Genomic DNA, 20,615 nt, shown 5'->3' on the forward strand with positions numbered 1-20,615 from the left:
TCTCATGCGGCCCGTTTCGAAGATCGAACGTTCGGTGGCGCCTTTCGAGGTCGTCAGTCCCTACCAGCCCAGCGGCGACCAGCCCACGGCCATTGCCGAGCTGGAGCGGCGCATCCGCGCAGGTGAGAAGGACGTCGTCCTGCTCGGCGCCACCGGCACCGGCAAGTCGGCGACCACCGCCTGGATGATCGAGAAGCTGCAGCGCCCCACCCTGGTGATGGCGCCGAACAAGACACTCGCGGCCCAGCTGGCGAACGAGTTCCGTGAGCTGCTGCCGAACAACGCCGTCGAGTACTTCGTCTCGTACTACGACTACTACCAGCCCGAGGCGTACGTCCCGCAGTCGGACACCTACATCGAGAAGGACTCCTCGATCAACGAGGAGGTCGAGCGGCTGCGCCACTCCGCGACGAACTCGCTGCTCACCCGGCGCGATGTCGTCGTGGTCGCCTCCGTCTCCTGCATCTACGGCCTCGGTACGCCCCAGGAATACGTGGACCGGATGGTCCAGCTCAGGGTCGGCGACGAGATCGACCGCGACCAGCTGCTGCGCCGCTTCGTCGAGATCCAGTACAGCCGCAACGACCTCGCGTTCACCCGCGGCACGTTCCGGGTCCGTGGCGACACCATCGAGATCTTCCCGGTCTACGAGGAGCTCGCCGTTCGGATCGAGATGTTCGGCGACGAGATCGAGGCCCTCTCCACGCTGCACCCGCTCACCGGCGAAGTCATCAGCGAGGACCAGTTCCTCCATGTCTTCCCCGCCAGCCACTACGTCGCCGGCCCCGAACGCATGGAGAAGGCGGTCAACGGCATCGAGCAGGAGCTGGAGCAGCGCCTCGCCGAGCTGGAGAAGCAGGGCAAGCTGCTGGAGGCCCAGCGGCTGCGCATGCGCACCACGTACGACATCGAGATGCTCCGCCAGATCGGCACCTGCTCCGGCGTCGAGAACTACTCGATGCACTTCGACGGCCGCACACCCGGCACCGCCCCCAACACCCTGCTCGACTACTTCCCCGAGGACTTCCTTCTCGTCCTCGACGAGTCGCATGTCACCGTGCCGCAGATCGGCGCCATGTACGAGGGCGACGCCTCCCGCAAGCGGACCCTCGTCGACCACGGCTTCCGGCTTCCCTCCGCGCTCGACAACCGTCCGCTGAAGTGGGAGGAGTTCCTGAGCCGGATCAACCAGACCGTCTACCTCTCCGCCACTCCCGGGAACTACGAGCTCTCCAGGGGCGACGGCTTCGTCGAGCAGATCATCCGTCCCACCGGCCTCGTCGACCCGGAAGTCGTCGTCAAGCCGACCGAGGGCCAGATCGACGACCTGGTGCACGAGATCCGTACCCGCGCCGAGAAGGACGAGCGGGTCCTGGTCACCACCCTCACCAAGAAGATGGCCGAGGACCTCACCGACTACTTCCTGGAGCTCGGCATCCAGGTCCGCTACCTGCACAGCGACGTCGACACCCTGCGCCGCATCGAGCTGCTGCGCGAGTTGCGCTCCGGCGAGTACGACGTCCTGGTCGGCATCAACCTCCTGCGCGAGGGCCTCGACCTCCCCGAGGTGTCGCTCGTCGCCATCCTCGACGCGGACAAGCAGGGATTCCTGCGCTCGGCGACGTCCCTGATCCAGACCATCGGACGCGCCGCCCGTAACGTCTCGGGGCAGGTCCATATGTACGCGGACAAGATCACCCCGGCGATGGCACACGCCATCGACGAGACCAACCGCCGCCGCGAGAAGCAGATCGCCTACAACACCGAGCGCGGCATCGACCCTCAGCCGCTGCGCAAGAAGATCAACGACATCGTCGCGACGATCGCCCGCGAGGAGGTCGACACCGAGCAACTGCTCGGCACCGGCTACCGCCAGGCGAAGGAGGCCAAGGCCCCCGTTCCCACGCTGGGCGCCAAGGCTGCCGGTTCCAGGAAGGCCGGGGGCGGCGGCGCGGTCACCGAACGGCCCGCTGCCGAACTCGCCGGGATCATCGAGGAGATGACCGACCGGATGCGGGCGGCCGCGGCCGACCTGCAGTTCGAGGTGGCCGCCCGACTGCGCGACGAGGTCGGCGAGTTGAAGAAGGAGCTGCGCCAGATGAGGGAGGCGGGTCTCAGCTGACCTCGTGGTACCCGGTGTGTTGCAGGACCGACACAAATTCACCCCAAGCGGCCGCGTGCGTGGCGTGACTGCGTAGGGTGCTGGAAACCGCACACGGACGGGTGCGGGGCAAGCGGAGAGGGGACAGCGCGTGACGGTCAACATGACCAAGGGTCAGGCCATCAGCCTGCAGAAGAGCGACGGGGGGACCCTGACCGCGGTACGGATGGGGCTCGGCTGGCAGGCGGCGCCGCGCCGCGGGCTGTTCGGTTCGCGTACGAGGGAGATCGACCTCGACGCCTCGGCGGTGCTGTTCGCCGACAAGCAGCCGGTCGACGTGGTCTTCTTCCGCCACCTCGTGAGTGACGACGGCTCGGTCAAGCACACGGGGGACAACCTGGTCGGCGGCGCCGGGTCGGGGGGCGACGACGAGGCGATCCTCGTCGATCTGCAGCGGGTGCCGGTCCACATCGACCAGATCGTCTTCACGGTGAACTCCTTCACCGGCCAGACGTTCCAGGAGGTGCAGAACGCCTTCTGCCGCATCGTCGACGAGACCAACGGCCAGGAACTCGCCCGCTACACGCTGGACGGCGGCGGACAGTACACCGCACAGATCATGGCGAAGGTGCACCGCTCGGGGAACGCGTGGCAGATGACCGCGCTCGGCAACCCGGCCAACGGCCGCACCTTCCAGGACCTGATGCCGGCCATCCTGCCGCACCTGTAGGCACGGCCGACCGGTCGGCATCGGTACGCGCAGCTCCCGGAGGCATCGGCCGCCGGGAGCTGCACCGCATGGTGCCGCGGAGCACGGCATCGCACGGCATCACACGGCATTGCACCGCATTGCACGACATCGTCCGAGACCGCACCGCGTAGCAGCGACTCACCGAGGAGACACGGCAATGACGGCCGAACTGGTCCGGGGACAGAACCACACCCTGCCCCGGACCCGTCTGGAGATCCGGATATCGGCCGGCACACCCGTCGTGGCCGGCGCGACCCTCGGCGACGAGAACGGCACCGTGCCCGGCACCGAGTGGGTCGCCCACCCGGGTTCACCCCGGCTGCCCGGGGTCGAGGTGTCCGCTCAGGCCGCCGCCGACCACCGGCTCGCCGTGGACCTCGATGCCGTGCCCGCTTCGGCGCATCGGATCACCGTGCTGCTGGCTCTGCCCACCGGCGTCGGGGGCCCCGTCCGGTTCGGCGCGGTCGCCTCGCCGTTCGTCGCCGTCACCGGGCTCGACGGCGACGAGATCGCCACCTTCACGCTCACCGGTCTGGACAGCGAGTCCGCGGTCACCGCACTGGAGCTCTACCGCCGCCAGGGCGCCTGGAAGGTCCGGGCCGTCGGTCAGGGCTACGCCGGCGGCCTCGCCGCCCTGCTCGCCGACCAGGGTCTGCCCCAGGCCGCCGAGCTGGTCCGTTCGATACAGGACGCCGTCGCCCGCGCGACGGACCGTTCGGTCGCACCGCCGCCACGCACCCCGGACACCGACCGGGTCGGTCACGGGCCTGGCCCGGTACCGCCCGCGGAAGGCCGCACGCCTCCCCTCGCGCCACCGGACGCTCCGTCCACCGAGCCGCCCACCGACCCGCTCACCGGGCCCACCCCCGCGCCGCCGACGGCCGCGACGGGCGGCCGCATCGACTATGCGCACCCGCGTCGCCGGACGTCCGCGCCCCCGCCGCCCCCTCCCACCGCTCCGCCCGCCGAACCCGGCCGGCCCGCCCGGCCGGTCGCCGGGGACGCGACCGGCTGGTCCATGGACGAACGGCTCTACAACCAGATCTGGGGCATGTTCGAGGACCTGGCCCGCGCCACCGCCGCGTACCGCAGCGCCGTCGACTTCGCGGAGTCCCGCATGGGCCAGGAGCTCGACCGGACCCTGTCCGACCCGCGCAACCGGATCGGTGGCGCCGGTGACCGGGCACGCGAACAGGCCCGCGCCAAACGCGACGAGCTGACCGCCCGGGCCCGTGAGGCCCTCGACCGCGACCTCGCCCAGCTCGCCGCCGAGTCCGAGGTCGTGGAACCCGCACTCCCCGCCGCGTACGCGGGATGGGACAACCCCGTCTGGCACGCCCACCGCGTCCCGATGGAGATGCCCATGGCCCTGCGTATCGGGGACCTCCATCTGCCCGAGAGCCCCGACCTGAGGATCCCGCTGCTGGTCCGGCTCCCGCTGGAGCGTGGCATCTGGATCGACAGCGGCCGCACGGCCTCCGATGCCGCGGCCCTGACGGACAGCGCTCAACTGCGCCGACTGGCCATGGAGAACGCGGTCGGGCTCGCGGCCCGGCTGCTGGCCGTCCACCCGGCCGACGAGTTCTCCGTCCATGTCATCGACCCCGCGGGCGCGGCGGCCGGAGCGCTCGCGCCCCTGGTCGAGTCCGGGGTCCTCGCCGGACCGCCCGCCGCCGGAGCCGGGGGAGTGGCCACGGTCCTCGCGCACCTCACCCGGCGCGTCGATCTGGTGCAGATGGCGGTCAGGGCCGGCGCCGCCGATTCGCTTCCGCCGGACCTGGACACGGGCGAGCACCTGCTCATCGTCAACGACTTCCCACACGGATTCGATGACCGGGCCGTCACCCAGCTGCGCTACCTGGCCGACGAAGGCCGCTCGGTCGGCGTCCACCTGCTGATGGTCGCGGACCGCGAGGACGCACGCGGGTACGGGCCACTGCTCGACCCGCTGTGGCGTTCGCTGCTCCGGATCACCCCGGTACCCGACGACCACCTGGCCGATCCCTGGGTGGGCCATGCCTGGACGTACGAGCCGCTGAGAATGCCGCCGGGCAGTCGGGTCCTTGAGCAGGTGCTCGCCCGGGTGACCGCGGCCCGGCGCCCCTGGGACCGGTGAGCGACGTTCCGCCCTCGTGCCCCTGACCTGCCTCTTTGAAAGATCTTTATCCTGCTCTTTACCTTTTCTTGGTGTTCCCTGTACTGTTCTTTGAGCGGAGGGGAGTACTCCCGTACGCGGCGTGCCCGTCAGTACGGACCGTGACCGGTCCCGGGGCGTCGGCCCGTGGTGCGCAGTCCGTGCGCCCGGGTGGAAGAGACCTCCGGCAGCGACGACGCTGATCAGTAGCCGTAGCGAACTGCCGGAGGCGCAGTGGACGTTTCGTGGACCCTCTGGGCGCTGACCATTCTTGGTCTGTCGGCCCTCATTGCCGTCGACTTCTTCATCGGGCGCAAGCCCCATGACGTGACGACGAAGGAAGCCGGAATCTGGACGGTCGTCTGGATCGCCCTGGCCGTGCTCTTCGGACTCGGCCTGCTGGTCTTCGGGGACAGCCGGGCCTCGGGGGAGTTCTTCGCCGGCTTCCTCACCGAGAAATCGCTGAGCGTCGACAACCTCTTCGTCTTCGTCCTGATCATGGCGAAGTTCTCGGTCCCCTCCCACCTCCAGCAACGGGTGCTGCTCGTCGGCGTGCTGATCGCGCTGGTGCTGCGGGCGATCTTCATCGCCGCCGGTGCCGCTGTCATCGCGAACTTCTCGTGGGTCTTCTACATCTTCGGCGCGTTCCTGATCTACACCGCCTGGAAGCTCATCCAGGAGGCGCGGGCCGACGAGGAAGAGGAGGAGTTCGAGGAGAACCGGCTCCTCAAGTCGGTCGAGCGCCGTTTCGGGGTCGCCGACCGGTACCACGGCACCAAGCTCTTCATCCGCAACAACGGCAAGCGCGTCCTCACACCGCTGATGGTCGTCATGCTCGCCATCGGCACCACCGATGTGCTGTTCGCCCTCGACTCCATCCCCGCGATCTTCGGCCTGACCCAGGACCCGTACATCGTCTTCACCGCCAACGCCTTCGCCCTGATGGGGCTGCGGCAGCTGTACTTCCTGATCGGTGGACTGCTGAAGAGACTCGTCCACCTCAGCTACGGCCTCTCGGTCATCCTCGGCTTCATTGGCGTGAAACTCGTGCTGCACGCGCTGCACGAGTCGGGAGTCCACGTCCCGGAGATCTCCATCCCGGTCTCGCTCGGCGTCATCTGCGGCGTGCTGGTGGTCACCACGATCACCAGCCTGATCGCCGACAAGAAGCAGCGGCAGGCCGAGGCCGGCGCGGAGGCGGACGAGTCCGCGGACAAGGGGGCCGGCATCGGCGCCTGACCGCGCCGCCGGAACCCCGGCCGGACAGGTGAACCGCCGTCCGGCCGGGAGGGAACCGGCCCCGGCCGGGGCGGGCAACGACCTGTTGCCCGCCCCGGCCGGTCCGTGCGCCGGGGAGTGCGCGCTGCGGGCCGCGGTCCGAAGCCGGTGGCCCACCCGGCGGCTGCCCGAGGCCGCTGTGCGCCCGCCGGTTCGCTCAGGAGCGGACGGAGCGCCAGATGTGGTGCGGGACCGTGCGGGCGGCCTCCTCGATGTCGATGTCCCCGACGGAGAGCCAGCGGCGCGCGATGCCCGTCACCGGGCCCAGGATCAGGGATTCCAGCACAGGCAGGGGGAGTGCGGCGAGTTCGCCCGACTCCTGGTGGGCGTGGAGCCAGGCCGCGAGCGGAGCGAGCCGGGCTTCCTGGGCGCCGCGGACCTGGTGGGCGTGTGCGGTGTTCTCGCGGTCCGCTGTGACCGAGTGCATGAGCCGTGCGGCGTCCGGATGTGCCTGGACGAAGCGCAGATAGGTCCGCGCCACGGCATGGACGCCGCCACGGGCGTCCTCCACCTGCTTCAGCGCCCCGACCAGCTCGTCCAGGAGGCGGCCCAGCCAGGAGTGAGCGAGCGCGGCCACCACTCCCTGGAGACTGCCGAAGTGATGGTAGATGCTCCCCGCGCTGACCCCGCTGGCCGAGGTGATCGCGCCCAGAGTGAGACCCGCCTCGCCTCGGGACGCGTACAGATCCAGTGCGCAGTCGAGTACCTGGGCGGCCGTGGCCTCACCGCGTTGCTGCTTCGGACTCATCGATGCCGCCCCCGTTCCCGGATCCGGCGACCCTCATGGTGTCGCCGGGGACAGCGTAGAACTACTTCCGGAAATTTTTCTGGAAGTAGTTCCAATAATTGGACGCCGTGCTTCAGACTGAACACTGGTTGCGCCAACTCGCTGTAGCTCATTGGTGATTCAGGTGGCGGAAGCGGTCCCGCGGGGCTGCGCGGTGGGACACACGGGGGAGTTCTCGAACATGACCGAGCACGAGCACGAGCACGACGAGGACTACCTCGACGGCGGGATCAAGCCACTGACCGCGGCCGACCCGGCCCGCATCGGCCCCTATCTCCTGCTCGGCAGGCTCGGCTCCGGCGGCATGGGCCGGGTCTACCTCGCCCGTTCCGAGAGCGGCCGCACGGTCGCGGTCAAGGTGGTGCACGCGGAGCACGTCGCGGACCCGCAGTTCAGGGCCCGTTTCCGCCGCGAGGTCGATGCGGCGAGGCGGGTGGGCGAGCGCTACACCGCGCCCGTACTGGACGCGGAGCCCGACGCCGAGTACCCGTGGGTGGCCACGGGTTACGTCCCGGGCCTTTCCCTGGAGCAGGTCGTCCGGGGCCATGGGGCGCTGCCCGCCGCGTCCGTGCTCACGCTCGCCGACGGGCTGCTGCACGCCCTCAGGGACATCCACACGGCCGGCATCGTCCACCGTGACCTCAAACCCTCCAATGTGATGGTCACGATCGAGGGCCCCCAGGTCATCGACTTCGGCATCGCCCGCGCCGTCGGGACCTCCGTCGAGTCCCGGCTCACCGGCGCCGGCATGGTCATCGGGTCGCCCGGCTTCATGGCCCCGGAGCAGATCCGCGGGGAGAGCGTGGGCCCCAGGAGCGATGTGTTCACTCTCGGCTGCGTGCTGACGTACGCGGCGACCGGCATGCTCCCCTTCGGCCACGGAGTGAGCAACCAGCACGCGGTGATGTACCACATCGTCGAGGCCGAGCCCGACCTCGGGCGGATCCGTGACGAGGGCCTGCGCACCCTGATCACCCGCCTCCTGGCGAAGCGGGTCGCCGACCGCCCTTCCGTGGACGAGCTGTTGGCCGAGCCGGGGCGCGAGCCGGCGGCCGCCGCGTCGTCGTGGCTGCCCGCGAGCGTGGTGACCCACCTCGCGCGGCAGTCGGCGCGCCTTCTGGACGTGGAGGCGGCGCCGATACGGCAGGAGGCCGACCGTGCGACGGTCGACCTCCGGGCGCCGGAGACCCCCGCGGCGGTCCTTCCCGGCGAGCCGACCGCGTCGAAGCCCGAGCGGCAGCGGCGGCGCCGGCCGTGGGTCGTGGCCGTGCCCCTGGTCGTGGTCCTCGCGGGGGGAGGCGGCACGCTGGCCGTGCTGCAGCCGTTCAGCAGTGACAGCGGCGCCCACGCGTCCGCGCCGTCCAGTGGCGCGACGAGCCCGTCCGCCACTGCGGCGCCGTCGGCGGGCAGTGCGTCACCCGCGGGCGACAAGAGTCCCCAGACGTCCCGAAGCGAGGGGGAGAAGAGTGACGACGGAAAGGACGGCGAGAACGGGAAGAACGGCGAGGACGGCCAGGACTCGGACAGCGGTTCGGGGTCCTCGGGCAGCGGCGGGACGTCCTCGGGGGGCGGCTCCGGCAGCTCGTCCGGCGGCGGTTCGTCGTCGGGCGGCACCACCACGACCAGCGGTGGCAGTTCGAGCAGCAGCGGTAGTGGTGGGAGTTCGAGCAGCACATCGGGCGGCTCCACCAGTGGTTCGGGCAGCGGGGGTTCGAGCAGCACATCGGGCGGGTCCACCGGCGGTTCGGGCAGCGGCAGTACGGTCCCGTCGTCGTTCGTCGGCACCTGGAAGTACGGCGACGCGTACAACGTCGGCCAGCCGGGCACCATCACCATCTCCAGCTCGGGCGTGGTGCGCCTGTCCGACTTCCCGGTCAGCGCATGCCCGTACGTGGCCCAGGTGACATCCAAGGCGAGTGGCGGCAGCCGTATCAACGTCGGCGTCGCCACGCTAGTCGGCGCCAACCCCGGCTACTGCTACTCGACGCTCGACGCGTCCCACTTCACCCTCAACGGCAGCGGAATCCAGCACAATGTCGGCAGCGCCAGCGGCAACGGCTATTACTACAAGCGGGGTTGAGGGCGACGACCGGTGCGGGGCCGGACCGTTTCCACTGAAACGGTCCGACCCCGCTCGGGTCGGCCGGTCACCAGCCGCGAGCCCGCCACTGCGGCAGCTGCCCGCGCTCGTCGCCGAGCGTGGTGTCGTGCCCATGGCCCGGGTAGATCCAGGTCTCGTCGGGCAGTTGGTCGAAGAGCTTGGTCTCCACATCGTGGAGCAGGCTCGCGAAAGCCTTGGGGTCCTTGTGCGTGTTGCCGACCCCGCCCGGGAAGAGGCAGTCCCCCGTGAACACATGCGGAGCGCCGTGCGGGTCGTCGTAGATCAGCACGATGGAGCCCGGGGTGTGGCCGACGAGGCGACGCGCGGTCAGGGCGACCTGGCCGACCCGGATCGTGCCGTTGTCCTCGACCAGCACGTCGGTCGGGACCGGGATGCCCTCGGCGTCGTACCGCCCGGCGTACGTCCGCGCGCCGGTGGCCGCCACCACCTCGCCGAGCGCCTGCCAGTGGTCTCCGTGCCGGTGGGTGGTGACGACGGAGGTGAGGCCGTCGTCACCGATCATTCGCAGCAGGGTTCCGGCGTCGTTGGCCGCGTCGATCAGGAGCTGCTCGCCGGTGGTCCGGCAGCGCAGCAGATACGCGTTGTTGTTCATCGGGCCGACGGCGACCTTGGAGATCATCAGGTCCGTCAACTCGTGTACGTCCGCACGTCCGCCGACCTTGACCGCTCCGCTGTACGTCATACGTCTCAGCCTATAGCGGGGGCAGCGCGGGAAGGGGGCCGCTCTCGACGGTCAGCGCCGAGCCGTCGCGGCGTCCGCTGAGCCAGCCGAGCAGCTCGGGGGTGGTGCCGCCGACCGTGACAGGTGCGCCCTGAGCGCCGCCGCCCGTCGTCCAGGTCCGGCCCTGCTGGTCGGTCACCTGCGTGGACACGACATCGGGGTGCCGGTCGAACCGCTCGGTCAGGAAGTCGATCTCCCGGGTGACGAACTCGTCCGGGAGATCCTCCAGCTCGTAGCCGATGCCGAGGTCCACATGGTGCAGCTCGACCTCGACGCGGCGCCGGAAGGGGATCCGGGAGGCCGAGTCGGTCACGCCGTTGCGCAGCGTCACCGTGCGGGACCAGTCGGCGGGGGCCGAGGCGGCGGCCACGAAACGGGCCGCGCTCCCGACGAGGTCGGCGACCTGCTCGTCCTTCGGCCGGGTCGCGTCGCGCTCGATGTCGCGGTCGCGGGTTTCGCTGTCTGCGTACATGGGCCGGCCCTGGAGAACATTTACCAGCGCGTCGGCGTTACGGGAGAGGTGCGCAATGACGTGGCCGCGGCTCCAGCCCGGCAGGCGCGACGGCTCGGCGAGTGCGGCGCCGTCCAATTTTCCGGTGGCGCTGAGCAGTCGATCGGTCGCTTCACGTACGGCGTCCAGGTCGTGCGCATGATCAATCATGAGGCCGAGCCTAGCCTCGCCACTCATTCGGGTGAAGGAGGTCATGACCGTCCATAAATCGAATGTGCGTGCTATACGCTCGGATCCGAAAGCTTCGTACACCGCTGTGGCGCCCCCCATACCCTGGGACAGGGGCTCAGTTCCCCCGCTTCTCTCAAGAAAGGTGCGGACCGGCGTGGCCGACCGTCTCATCGTCCGTGGCGCTCGCGAGCACAACCTCAAGAACGTCTCGCTCGACCTCCCCCGCGACTCCCTCATCGTCTTCACCGGGCTTTCCGGGTCGGGCAAGTCGTCTCTCGCGTTCGACACGATCTTCGCCGAGGGCCAGCGGCGCTACGTGGAGTCCCTGTCCTCGTACGCCCGCCAGTTCCTCGGCCAGATGGACAAGCCGGACGTCGATTTCATCGAAGGGCTTTCACCGGCCGTCTCCATCGACCAGAAGTCGACCTCGCGCAACCCGCGCTCGACGGTCGGCACCATCACCGAGGTCTACGACTACCTCCGCCTGCTCTTCGCCCGGATCGGCAAGCCGCACTGCCCCGAGTGCGGCCGGCCCATCTCGCGCCAGTCGCCGCAGGCCGTCGTCGACCAGGTGCTCGCCCTTCCCGAGGGCAGCCGGTTCCAGGTGCTCTCGCCGCTGGTACGGGAGCGCAAGGGCGAGTTCGTGGACCTCTTCGCGGACCTGCAGACCAAGGGCTACAGCCGGGCCCGGGTCGACGGCCGGACCATCCACCTCGCCGAACCGCCCAAGCTGAAGAAGCAGGAGAAGCACACCATCGAGGTGGTCATCGACCGTCTCACGGTGAAGGACAGCGCCAAGCGTCGGCTGACCGACTCGGTCGAGACCGCGCTCGGGCTCTCCGGCGGCATGGTCGTGCTCGACTTCGTCGACCTCCCCGAGGACGACCCCGAGCGCGAGCGGATGTACTCCGAGCACCTCTACTGCCCGTACGACGACCTCTCCTTCGAGGAGCTGGAGCCGCGTTCCTTCTCCTTCAACTCGCCCTTCGGCGCCTGCCCCGACTGCACGGGCATCGGTACGCGGATGGAGGTCGACCCGGAACTGATCGTCCCGGACGAGGAGAAGTCGCTCGACGAGGGTGCGATCCACCCCTGGTCGCACGGTCACATCAAGGACTACTTCGGCCGACAGATCAACGCCCTCGCCGCAGCCCTCGGATTCCGTACGGACATCCCGTGGGCCGGGCTGCCGCAGCGGGCCAAGAAGGCCCTGCTGTACGGCCACAAGATCCAGACCGAGGTGCGCTACCGCAACCGTTACGGGCGCGAGCGCGCCTACACCACCCCCGCCTTCGAGGGCGCGGTGCAGTTCGTCAAGCGGCGGCACTCCGACGCCGAGAGCGACTCCAGCCGGGAGCGCTTCGAAGGCTATATGCGTGAGGTGCCCTGCCCGACCTGTGAGGGCACCAGGCTCAAGCCGATCGTCCTCGCGGTCACGGTGATGGAGAAGTCCATCGCCCAGGTCTCCGCGATGTCGATCAGCGAGTGCGCCGAGTTCCTCGGCCGGCTGAAGCTGAACGCCCGCGACAAGAAGATCGCCGAACGGGTGCTGAAGGAGGTCAACGAGCGGCTGAGGTTCCTGGTCGACGTGGGCCTCGACTACCTCTCGCTGAACCGCGCGGCGGGCACCCTGTCCGGTGGCGAGGCCCAGCGCATCCGGCTGGCGACCCAGATCGGCTCCGGCCTGGTCGGCGTGCTGTACGTGCTGGACGAGCCGTCCATCGGCCTGCACCAGCGGGACAACCACCGGCTGATCGAGACCCTGGTCCGGCTCCGCGACATGGGCAACACCCTCATCGTCGTCGAGCACGACGAAGACACCATCAAGATCGCCGACTGGGTCGTCGACATCGGCCCCGGCGCCGGCGAGCACGGTGGCAAGGTGGTCCACTCCGGATCGCTCGCTGATTTGCTCGGCAACGACGAGTCGATCACCGGTCAGTACCTGACCGGCAGGAAGTCGATCGCGATCCCGGAGATCCGGCGTCCCATCGACCCGTCGCGCGCGCTCACGGTGCACGGCGCCCGGGAGAACAACCTCCAGGACATCAACGTCTCCTTCCCTCTCGGGGTGCTCACGGCCGTCACCGGTGTCTCCGGCTCCGGGAAGTCGACGCTGGTCAACGACATCCTCTACACCCACCTGGCACGCGAGCTGAACGGCGCCAAGTCGGTTCCCGGCCGCCACACCCGGGTCGACGGGGACGACCAGGTCGACAAGGTGGTGCACGTCGACCAGTCGCCCATCGGGCGGACGCCCCGGTCCAACCCGGCCACGTACACCGGTGTCTTCGACCATGTCCGCAAGCTGTTCGCGGAGACGATGGAGGCGAAGGTGCGCGGCTATCTGCCGGGCCGCTTCTCCTTCAACGTCAAGGGCGGTCGCTGCGAGAACTGCTCCGGCGACGGGACCATCAAGATCGAGATGAACTTCCTGCCGGACGTGTACGTCCCGTGCGAGGTCTGCCACGGGGCGCGTTACAACCGGGAGACCCTGGAGGTCCACTACAAGGGCAAGTCCATCGCCGAGGTGCTGGACATGCCGATCGACGAGGCCCTGGAGTTCTTCGAGGCCGTCCCGACGATCGCCCGTCACCTCCGCACGCTCAACGAGGTGGGCCTCGGCTATGTCAGGCTCGGCCAGTCCGCGCCGACGCTCTCCGGCGGCGAGGCCCAGCGGGTGAAGCTCGCGAGCGAGCTGCAGAAGCGCTCCACCGGCCGCACCGTCTACGTCCTGGACGAGCCGACCACCGGTCTGCACTTCGAGGACATCAGCAAGCTCATCACGGTGCTGTCCGGACTGGTCGACAAGGGAAATTCGGTGATCGTCATCGAGCACAACCTCGATGTGATCAAGACCGCGGACTGGGTCGTCGACATGGGCCCCGAGGGAGGCAACGGCGGCGGCATGGTCGTCGCCGAGGGAACCCCGGAGCAGGTCGCCGCCACACCGGAGAGCCACACCGGCAAGTTCCTCCAGGACATCCTGGGCCCGGACCGGGTGACCGAGGCCTCGGTGCCCGCCGCGCGCAAGCCGACGCGGAAGGCGGCCGCGAAGAAGACCGTCGCCGCGAAGTCGGCCCCGGTCAGGAAGACCACCACCGCCAGGACCGGGGCGGGCCAGGCCGCCAAGTCCGCCACGGCCAAGACCGCCAAGACGGCGGCGAAGAAGCCCGCGGCGAAGAAGGCGACCCGCGCGCGCAAGGCCTGACGAACCTGCTGAGGCGGTGGCGCCAGGACGTGGTGCCACCGCCTCAGCCGTCACGATGCCGCCGCCCCGGGCCTTACCGCGGCGGCCTCCTCGGGCCGGACACGACGGGTCGGTCCCGCCCCCTCGCGTCTATTCCCTCGCCCCTGCTGTCCCCGGCCCCAGCGCCCTGACCAGGGGCGATCACCGGCTCAGGGAGGCCGGACGCGGGCCCCCCGGTCTCCGCCGGTATGGTCGGTTCTGTCACCGATGGCTTCGATGCCCGCGGTATCCCCGGGTGCTCCCGGCGTCCCGCAGCCCCGGTGCGCCCCTGTTGTCCTTGCCCCCTCCGACCAGTGGAGACCCGCATGCCCGGCCAGCCCGCCGCCCGCCGTACCGTGCTGAAGGGCGCCGCTCTCGCCGGCGTCGCCGGGCTGGGAGTGTCCGCCTGCTCGACCGATTCGAAGCTCGGCCACGCCCAGTCTCCGACGCCCACCGCCCCCGTCGAGCTCGGCGCGCCGGAAGACGTTCCGGTCGGTGGATCCAAGCTCTACCGCGACCAGCGGGTCGTCGTCAGCTGCCCGGCCAAGGGCGAGTACAAGGCGTTCAGCGCCCAGTGCACCCACGCCGGCTGCCTTCTGAACAAGGTCGAGGACAACGTCGGCAACTGTCCCTGCCACGGCAGCCGCTTCGACACCACGACCGGCAAGGTGACGGCGGGCCCCGCGACCGCGGCCCTGCCCGCGGTACCGGTCAGGGTCGAGGGCGGAAAGCTCATCGCAGGCCCCGAGGCCTGACGCCCGACGCCTCGGGCCGGGGCCCACCGGTGTGTCCTCGTCGGTGATCCGCCCCTGGCGGTCCGGGTAGACCATTCCGGAGCTGGTGTAGAGGAACGGCTTCCCCGGCCTGAGCCCGGCGAGCATGGCGGCCAGCGCGGGCTCTTCCACCTCGCGCATGGCGGGGTCGGTGAAGTCCACCGCTGCGTGCACGACGGCGTCCGCCCGGGAAGCGGCCTCGCGGAGGATCTCCGTGTCGGCCAGGCTTCCTGGCACTGCCTGCGCGCCCAGCTCGGCCACACGTTCCTGGGCCGACCGGGACCGGGCCAGTGCCTCCACCTGGTGGCCCGCCCCGATGAAGTGCTCGGCGAGCACGCCACCGAGGTATCCGCTCGCACCTGTCAGAAGGATTCGCATGTCGTGTCCTTGACCGTCGGAAAGGGAATCCGTCTTGGACGGCCCGGCGCTCACAGTGTCGACCCGTGATGGCGGCCTCTCCAGGGACCATCAGTCCAGGTCTGGCGACCGGCCCCGTGTCGCTCGCCGCAGACCTGATGAAGCGGGGTAAAACCGGCCATTGCCCCACGGGTGCCCGCTTCCCCATGGCCCCGGAGCGCACTCCCTCGCCCCGTGCCCCTGAGCACGGCCTCACCCGGACGTCGCCGCACTGTCACTGCCCGCAAGTAGGGTGGGAGCATGGCAGACCCCTCCAGCTACCGCCCCAAGCCGGGACAGATCCCCGACTCCCCGGGGGTCTACAGATTCCGCGACGAGCACCGCCGGGTGATCTACGTCGGGAAGGCGAAGAGCCTGCGCCAGCGCCTGGCCAACTACTTCCAGGACCTGGCCAACCTTCACCCCCGGACGCGCACGATGGTCACCACGGCCGCCTCCGTCGAGTGGACCGTCGTCTCCACCGAGGTCGAGGCGCTTCAGCTGGAGTACTCCTGGATCAAGGAGTTCGACCCCCGGTTCAACGTCAAGTACCGCGACGACAAGAGCTACCCCTATCTCGCGGTCACGCTCAACGAGGAATTCCCGCGTGTCCAGGTCATGCGCGGCGCCAAGAAGAAGGGCGTGCGTTACTTCGGTCCGTACGGGCACGCCTGGGCGATCCGCGAGACGGTCGACCTGATGCTCCGGGTCTTTCCGGTACGCACCTGCTCCGCCGGAGTCTTCAAGAACGCGGCCAGAACCGGCCGGCCCTGCCTCCTCGGCTACATCGGCAAGTGCTCGGCCCCCTGCGTCGGCCGCGTCACCCCCGAGGAACACCGCGAACTTGCGCTCGGCTTCTGCGACTTCATGGCAGGCCGCACCGGCACGTACATCCGCCGCCTGGAGAAGGACATGATGGCGGCGGCCGAGGAGATGGAGTACGAGCGGGCGGCCCGGCTCCGCGACGACGTGGAAGCCCTCAAGCGGGCCATGGAGAAGAGCGCCGTCGTCCTCGCCGACGCCACCGACGCCGACCTGATCGCGGTCGCCGAGGACGAGCTGGAAGCCGCCGTCCAGATCTTCCACGTCCGCGGCGGCCGGGTGCGCGGCCAGCGCGGCTGGGTCACCGACAAGGTCGAGAACGTCGACACCTCGGGCCTGGTCGAGCTCGCCCTGCAGCAGCTCTACGGCGAGGAGACGGGCGACTCCGTCCCCAAGGAGGTCCTTGTCCCGGCCCTCCCCGAGGACCCCGACGCGGTCTCGCAGTGGCTCGCCGGCCGCAGGGGCTCCCACGTCAGCCTGCGCATACCGCAGCGCGGCGACAAGAAGGACCTGATGGCGACGGTCCAGCGCAACGCCCAGCAGGCTCTGGCCCTGCACAAGACCAAGCGCGCCTCCGACCTGACCACCCGCTCCCGGGCCCTGGAGGAGATCGCCGAAGCGCTCGGCCTCGACACGGCCCCGCTGCGCATCGAGTGCTTCGACATCTCCCATCTCCAGGGCGACGACGTGGTCGCTTCCATGGTCGTCTTCGAGGACGGGCTGGCCCGCAAGAGCGAGTACCGCCGCTTCCAGATCAAGGGCTTCGAGGGCCAGGACGACGTCCGGTCCATGCACGAGGTGATCGGCCGCCGCTTCAGGAGGTACCTCCAGGAGAAGGAGCGGACGGGGGAGTGGGAGGAGCCCGCGGTCACGGCGACGGGCCCCGTCCCGGCCGTGGGAACGGGCCCCGTCCCCGCCGTGGGAACGGGCCTCGTCCCGGCCGTGGGAACGGACCTCGTCCCGGCGGCCGCGACCGACCTGGCCGTCGGCACGGACACCGCCCCGGCCGTCGACCCCGACACCGTCCCTGACCCGGACACCGAGCCCCGTGAGGACGACGGCCGTCCCAAGCGGTTCGCCTACCCGCCGCAGCTCGTGGTGGTCGACGGCGGTCAGCCCCAGGTCGCCGCCGCCAAACGGGCCCTCGACGAGCTCGGGATCGACGACATCGCCGTCTGCGGCCTCGCCAAGCGTCTCGAAGAGGTCTGGCTGCCCGATGACGACGATCCCGTCGTCCTGCCCCGCTCCAGTGAGGGCCTCTACCTCCTCCAGCGCGTCCGTGACGAGGCCCACCGCTTCGCGATCACGTATCAGCGCGCCAAGCGGGCCAAGCGCATCCGTTCCAGCCCCCTGGATGCCGTCGCCGGCCTCGGAGAGACCCGGAAACAGGCGTTGATCAAGCATTTCGGCTCCGTGAAAAAGCTGAAGCGGGCCACAATCGACGAGATCTGCGAGGTCCCGGGGATAGGCCGCAGAACAGCGGAATCCGTGGCCGTCGCCCTGGCCTCGGCAGCCCCGGCCACGCCCGCCGTGAACACGGCGACAGGAGAGATCATGGAAGACGATGACGGGGGCAGCACCGCATGACTGAGCGCGAACACGAACGACAAGCCGAGCACCACAGCACCGACCGAGCAGACGGAGCAGGACACGTGAGTACGGGCACCACGATCGACACGGGCGACGGGAATGCCTCCATCCCCGAGCTGGTGATCATCTCGGGGATGTCGGGCGCCGGCCGCAGCACCGCGGCCAAGTGTCTGGAGGACCTCGGCTGGTTCGTCGTCGACAACCTGCCGCCCGCCCTGATCCCCACCATGGTCGAGCTCGGCGCGCGCTCGCAGGGCAACGTGGCCCGGATCGCCGTCGTCGTCGACGTACGGGGCCGCCGCTTCTTCGACAATCTCCGCGAGTCCCTCGCCGACCTGGAGGTGAAGCACGTCACTCGTCGCGTCGTCTTCCTGGAGTCCTCCGACGACGCGCTGGTCCGCCGCTTCGAGTCGGTCCGCCGCCCGCACCCGCTCCAGGGCGACGGCCGTATCGTCGACGGCATCGCCGCCGAACGCGACCTCCTGCGCGAGCTGCGCGGCGACGCCGACCTCGTCATCGACACCTCCAGCCTCAATGTGCACGAACTGCGCGCCAAGATGGACGCCCAGTTCGCCGGGGACGAGGAGCCGGAGCTGCGCGCCACGGTGATGTCGTTCGGCTTCAAGTACGGCCTGCCGGTCGACGCCGACCTCGTGGTCGACTGCCGCTTCCTGCCCAACCCGCACTGGGTTCCCGAGCTGCGCCCGTTCACCGGCCTGAGCGAAGAGGTCTCCGCCTACGTCTTCGACCAACCGGGCGCCAAGGAATTCCTCAACCAGTACACCGAGCTGCTCCAGCTCATCGCCGCCGGGTACCGCCGCGAGGGCAAGCGCTATGTGACGATCGCCGTCGGCTGCACGGGCGGCAAGCACCGTTCGGTGGCCATGTCCGAGAAGCTCGCGGCCAGGCTCGGGTCCGAGGGCATCGAGACCGTCATCGTCCACCGGGACATGGGGCGCGAGTGACCGGCCGCAGTCTGCGCCTGCGGCGGCTGCGCAGAGCCACCGCCGCGCTCCCCGGCCGCAAGCGCGGCGCCCAGCCCAAGGTCGTCGCCCTCGGCGGCGGCATGGGCCTGTCCGCGTCGCTTGCTGCGCTCCGCCGGATCACCGGCGATCTCACCGCCGTGGTCACCGTCGCCGACGACGGCGGCTCCAGCGGCCGGCTGCGCGAGGAGCTCGGAGTCCTGCCGCCCGGCGACCTGCGCAAGGCGCTCGCCGCGCTGTGCGGTGACGACGACTGGGGCCAGACCTGGGCCCGGGTCATTCAGCACCGTTTCCAGTCCAAGGGCGACCTGCACGAACACGCGGTCGGCAATCTGCTGATCGTCGCCCTGTGGGAACAGCTCGGCGACCACGTCCAGGCCCTGGACCTGGTCGGCAAGCTCCTCGGGGCGCACGGCCGGGTGCTGCCCATGTCCGCGGTGCCGCTGGAGCTCCAGGCGCTCGTCCGGGGACACGACCCGGCCCGCCCGGACGACGTGGACACGGTGCGCGGCCAGGCCACCGTGGCGCTCACCCCGGGTGAGGTGCAGTCCGTCCACCTCGTCCCGCACGACCCGCCGGCCGTTCCGGAGGCCGTTGCCGCGGTCCTGGACGCCGACTGGGTGGTGCTCGGTCCGGGGTCCTGGTTCTCCTCCGTGATTCCGCACCTGCTCGTCCCGGAACTGCTCGATGCGCTGGTCGAGACCAGGGCCCGCAAGGTCCTCTCACTCAACCTCGCACCGCAACCCGGCGAAACTGATGGCTTCTCTCCGCAGCGTCATTTGGAGGTTTTGGGACGACACGCCCCTAAACTCGCCATGGACGTGGTGCTGGCCGACGAAGCTGCCGTGCCCGATCGCGAGTCCCTCGCCGAAGCCGCCAAGCGGCTCGGTGCCGCGATCGAGCTGGCGCCGGTGGCCTCACCCGACGGCGTTCCGATTCATGATCCGGAGCTGTTGGCCGCCGCGTACGACCGTATTTTTCGCATGCATGGAAGGATCGGCCCATGGCGATGACGCCGGCGGTGAAGGACGAAATCTCTCGGCTTCCCGTCACCCGGACCTGCTGCAGGAAGGCAGAAGTCTCGGCGATCCTCCGGTTCGCCGGCGGGCTGCACCTGGTGAGCGGCCGCATTGTGATCGAGGCGGAGCTGGACACCGCGATGGCGGCGCGCCGGCTGAAGCGGGACATCCTCGAGATCTTCGGGCACAACTCGGAGCTGATCGTGATGGCCCCCGGCGGGCTGCGGCGCGGCTCCCGCTACGTCGTGCGCGTCGTGGCGGGCGGCGACCAGCTGGCCCGCCAGACCGGCCTGGTGGACGGCCGCGGGCGGCCCATCCGCGGCCTGCCCCCGCAGGTGGTCTCGGGGGCCACCTGCGATGCCGAGGCCGCCTGGCGCGGGGCCTTTCTGGCCCACGGCTCGCTCACCGAGCCCGGCCGCTCCTCCTCGCTGGAGGTGACCTGCCCGGGCCCGGAGGCGGCGCTGGCGCTGGTCGGCGCGGCCCGCAGGCTCTCCATCGCCGCGAAGGCCCGCGAGGTCCGCGGCGTGGATCGGGTCGTCGTCCGCGACGGCGACGCGATCGGGGCCCTGCTCACCCGGCTCGGTGCCCACGAGTCGGTGCTGGCCTGGGAGGAGCGGCGGATGCGCCGCGAGGTCCGCGCCACCGCGAACCGGCTCGCCAACTTCGACGACGCCAACCTGCGCCGTTCCGCGCGGGCCGCGGTCGCCGCGGGCGCCCGGGTGGGGCGCGCGCTGGAGATCCTCGGCGAGGAGGTGCCCGAGCATCTCGCAGCGGCCGGGCGGTTGCGCATGGAGCACAAGCAGGCATCCTTGGAAGAGCTGGGCGCGCTCGCCGAACCGCCGTTGACCAAGGACGCGGTCGCCGGACGCATCCGCCGGCTGCTCGCCATGGCCGACAAGCGGGCCCAGGACCTGGGCATTCCGGGAACGGAATCGACCCTCAGCGAAGAGCTCGCGGACGGCCTCGTGAGCTGACGCGACGACCATGACGCCGGCGGGGAACAGAACGCGCGCCCATCCCAGCGGCGTTGACGTTCCGTAGTCGGCGGAGCCTGCACGGCCAGCATCCGGAGGCCCGTATTCCTACCAAGGGGTACGGGCCTCCGCGGCTCTTACGGACCCGCTCGATGTCACCCAGAAGCCTTCGGAGAGGTAGGGTCAGAGGCGGTCGGGGACATCCCTATAAAAGTCTCGCCGGCGTCGAAACCCGGCGTACCCAACGAGGAGA

14 protein-coding genes and 1 pseudogene are annotated in these 20,615 nt (G+C 70.1%); 11 read left to right on the plus strand and 4 right to left on the minus strand.

Features of this window, described 5'->3' with window-relative positions; genetic code table 11:
• Nucleotides 1-4: 4 nt before the first annotated feature.
• From uvrB to AB0L71_RS01465, 4 genes are all read left to right on the plus strand, one after another.
• Nucleotides 5-2,122 (plus strand): excinuclease ABC subunit UvrB, encoded by a 2,118-nt coding sequence (gene uvrB / locus AB0L71_RS01450; RefSeq protein ID WP_365236591.1) that lies wholly within the window; start codon nt 5-7, stop codon nt 2,120-2,122.
• 130 nt (nt 2,123-2,252) lie between these two features.
• Nucleotides 2,253-2,831 (plus strand): TerD family protein, encoded by a 579-nt coding sequence (locus AB0L71_RS01455; RefSeq protein WP_362443411.1) that lies wholly within the window; start codon nt 2,253-2,255, stop codon nt 2,829-2,831.
• Between the two features lie 178 nt (nt 2,832-3,009).
• The gene (locus AB0L71_RS01460) at nt 3,010-4,968 is read left to right on the plus strand and encodes a TerD family protein (protein WP_365236593.1); all 1,959 of its coding nucleotides are present in this window, start codon (nt 3,010-3,012) and stop codon (nt 4,966-4,968) included.
• 252 nt (nt 4,969-5,220) lie between these two features.
• On the plus strand, nt 5,221-6,225 hold the full coding sequence (locus AB0L71_RS01465; RefSeq protein WP_365236595.1) for a TerC family protein: 1,005 nt from the start codon (nt 5,221-5,223) through the stop codon (nt 6,223-6,225).
• A 196-nt stretch (nt 6,226-6,421) separates the two neighbouring features.
• On the opposite strand, the gene AB0L71_RS01470 is transcribed toward AB0L71_RS01465, so the two are convergent.
• Nucleotides 6,422-7,012, minus strand: a complete 591-nt coding sequence (locus tag AB0L71_RS01470; protein WP_365236597.1) for a TetR/AcrR family transcriptional regulator — start codon at nt 7,010-7,012, stop codon at nt 6,422-6,424.
• A gap of 220 nt (nt 7,013-7,232) precedes the next feature.
• On the opposite strand from AB0L71_RS01470, the gene AB0L71_RS01475 reads away from it, so the two are divergent.
• Nucleotides 7,233-9,131: a protein kinase gene (locus AB0L71_RS01475; RefSeq protein WP_365236599.1), complete on the plus strand. Its 1,899-nt coding sequence runs from the start codon at nt 7,233-7,235 to the stop codon at nt 9,129-9,131.
• A 67-nt stretch (nt 9,132-9,198) separates the two neighbouring features.
• Here AB0L71_RS01475 and AB0L71_RS01480 read toward each other — a convergent pair whose 3' ends face one another.
• A complete protein-coding gene (locus AB0L71_RS01480) occupies nt 9,199-9,855 on the minus strand; it encodes an MBL fold metallo-hydrolase (RefSeq protein ID WP_365236601.1) in 657 nt (218 codons plus the stop codon).
• Nucleotides 9,856-9,865: 10 nt separating this feature from the next.
• The gene (locus AB0L71_RS01485) at nt 9,866-10,555 is read right to left on the minus strand and encodes a maleylpyruvate isomerase family mycothiol-dependent enzyme (RefSeq protein WP_365236603.1); all 690 of its coding nucleotides are present in this window, start codon (nt 10,553-10,555) and stop codon (nt 9,866-9,868) included.
• Between the two features lie 175 nt (nt 10,556-10,730).
• Between AB0L71_RS01485 and uvrA the strand changes: the two genes are divergently transcribed.
• Both uvrA and AB0L71_RS01495 read left to right on the plus strand, forming a co-directional pair.
• The gene (gene uvrA, locus AB0L71_RS01490) at nt 10,731-13,787 is read left to right on the plus strand and encodes an excinuclease ABC subunit UvrA (RefSeq protein WP_365236605.1); all 3,057 of its coding nucleotides are present in this window, start codon (nt 10,731-10,733) and stop codon (nt 13,785-13,787) included.
• Between the two features lie 344 nt (nt 13,788-14,131).
• A complete protein-coding gene (locus AB0L71_RS01495; RefSeq protein WP_365236607.1) occupies nt 14,132-14,560 on the plus strand; it encodes a Rieske (2Fe-2S) protein in 429 nt (142 codons plus the stop codon).
• A gap of 30 nt (nt 14,561-14,590) precedes the next feature.
• Here the strand turns inward: AB0L71_RS01495 and AB0L71_RS01500 are convergent.
• Nucleotides 14,591-14,956 (minus strand): annotated as a pseudogene (locus AB0L71_RS01500) (NAD-dependent epimerase/dehydratase family protein); the annotation flags it as partial.
• A gap of 279 nt (nt 14,957-15,235) precedes the next feature.
• Here AB0L71_RS01500 and uvrC point away from each other — a divergent pair.
• Genes uvrC through whiA form a run of 4 tightly spaced genes read left to right on the plus strand, consistent with a single transcriptional unit; the run spans nt 15,236 to nt 20,362 of the window.
• Entirely contained in the window at nt 15,236-17,383 is a 2,148-nt protein-coding gene (gene uvrC, locus AB0L71_RS01505) for an excinuclease ABC subunit UvrC (RefSeq protein ID WP_365236609.1), read from the plus strand.
• Entirely contained in the window at nt 17,380-18,351 is a 972-nt protein-coding gene (rapZ, locus tag AB0L71_RS01510) for an RNase adapter RapZ (protein WP_365236611.1), read from the plus strand. Before uvrC ends, rapZ begins: the two co-directional genes overlap by 4 nt.
• A complete protein-coding gene (yvcK, locus tag AB0L71_RS01515) occupies nt 18,348-19,382 on the plus strand; it encodes a uridine diphosphate-N-acetylglucosamine-binding protein YvcK (RefSeq protein ID WP_365236613.1) in 1,035 nt (344 codons plus the stop codon). The genes rapZ and yvcK overlap by 4 nt, the downstream gene beginning before the upstream one ends.
• A complete protein-coding gene (gene whiA, locus AB0L71_RS01520; protein WP_365236615.1) occupies nt 19,373-20,362 on the plus strand; it encodes a DNA-binding protein WhiA in 990 nt (329 codons plus the stop codon). The genes yvcK and whiA overlap by 10 nt, the downstream gene beginning before the upstream one ends.
• The last annotated feature ends 253 nt before the right edge of the window (nt 20,363-20,615 follow it).

The sequence above is a fragment of the Streptomyces sp. NPDC052052 genome, assembly GCF_040680455.1.
Lineage (GTDB): Bacteria > Actinomycetota > Actinomycetes > Streptomycetales > Streptomycetaceae > Streptomyces.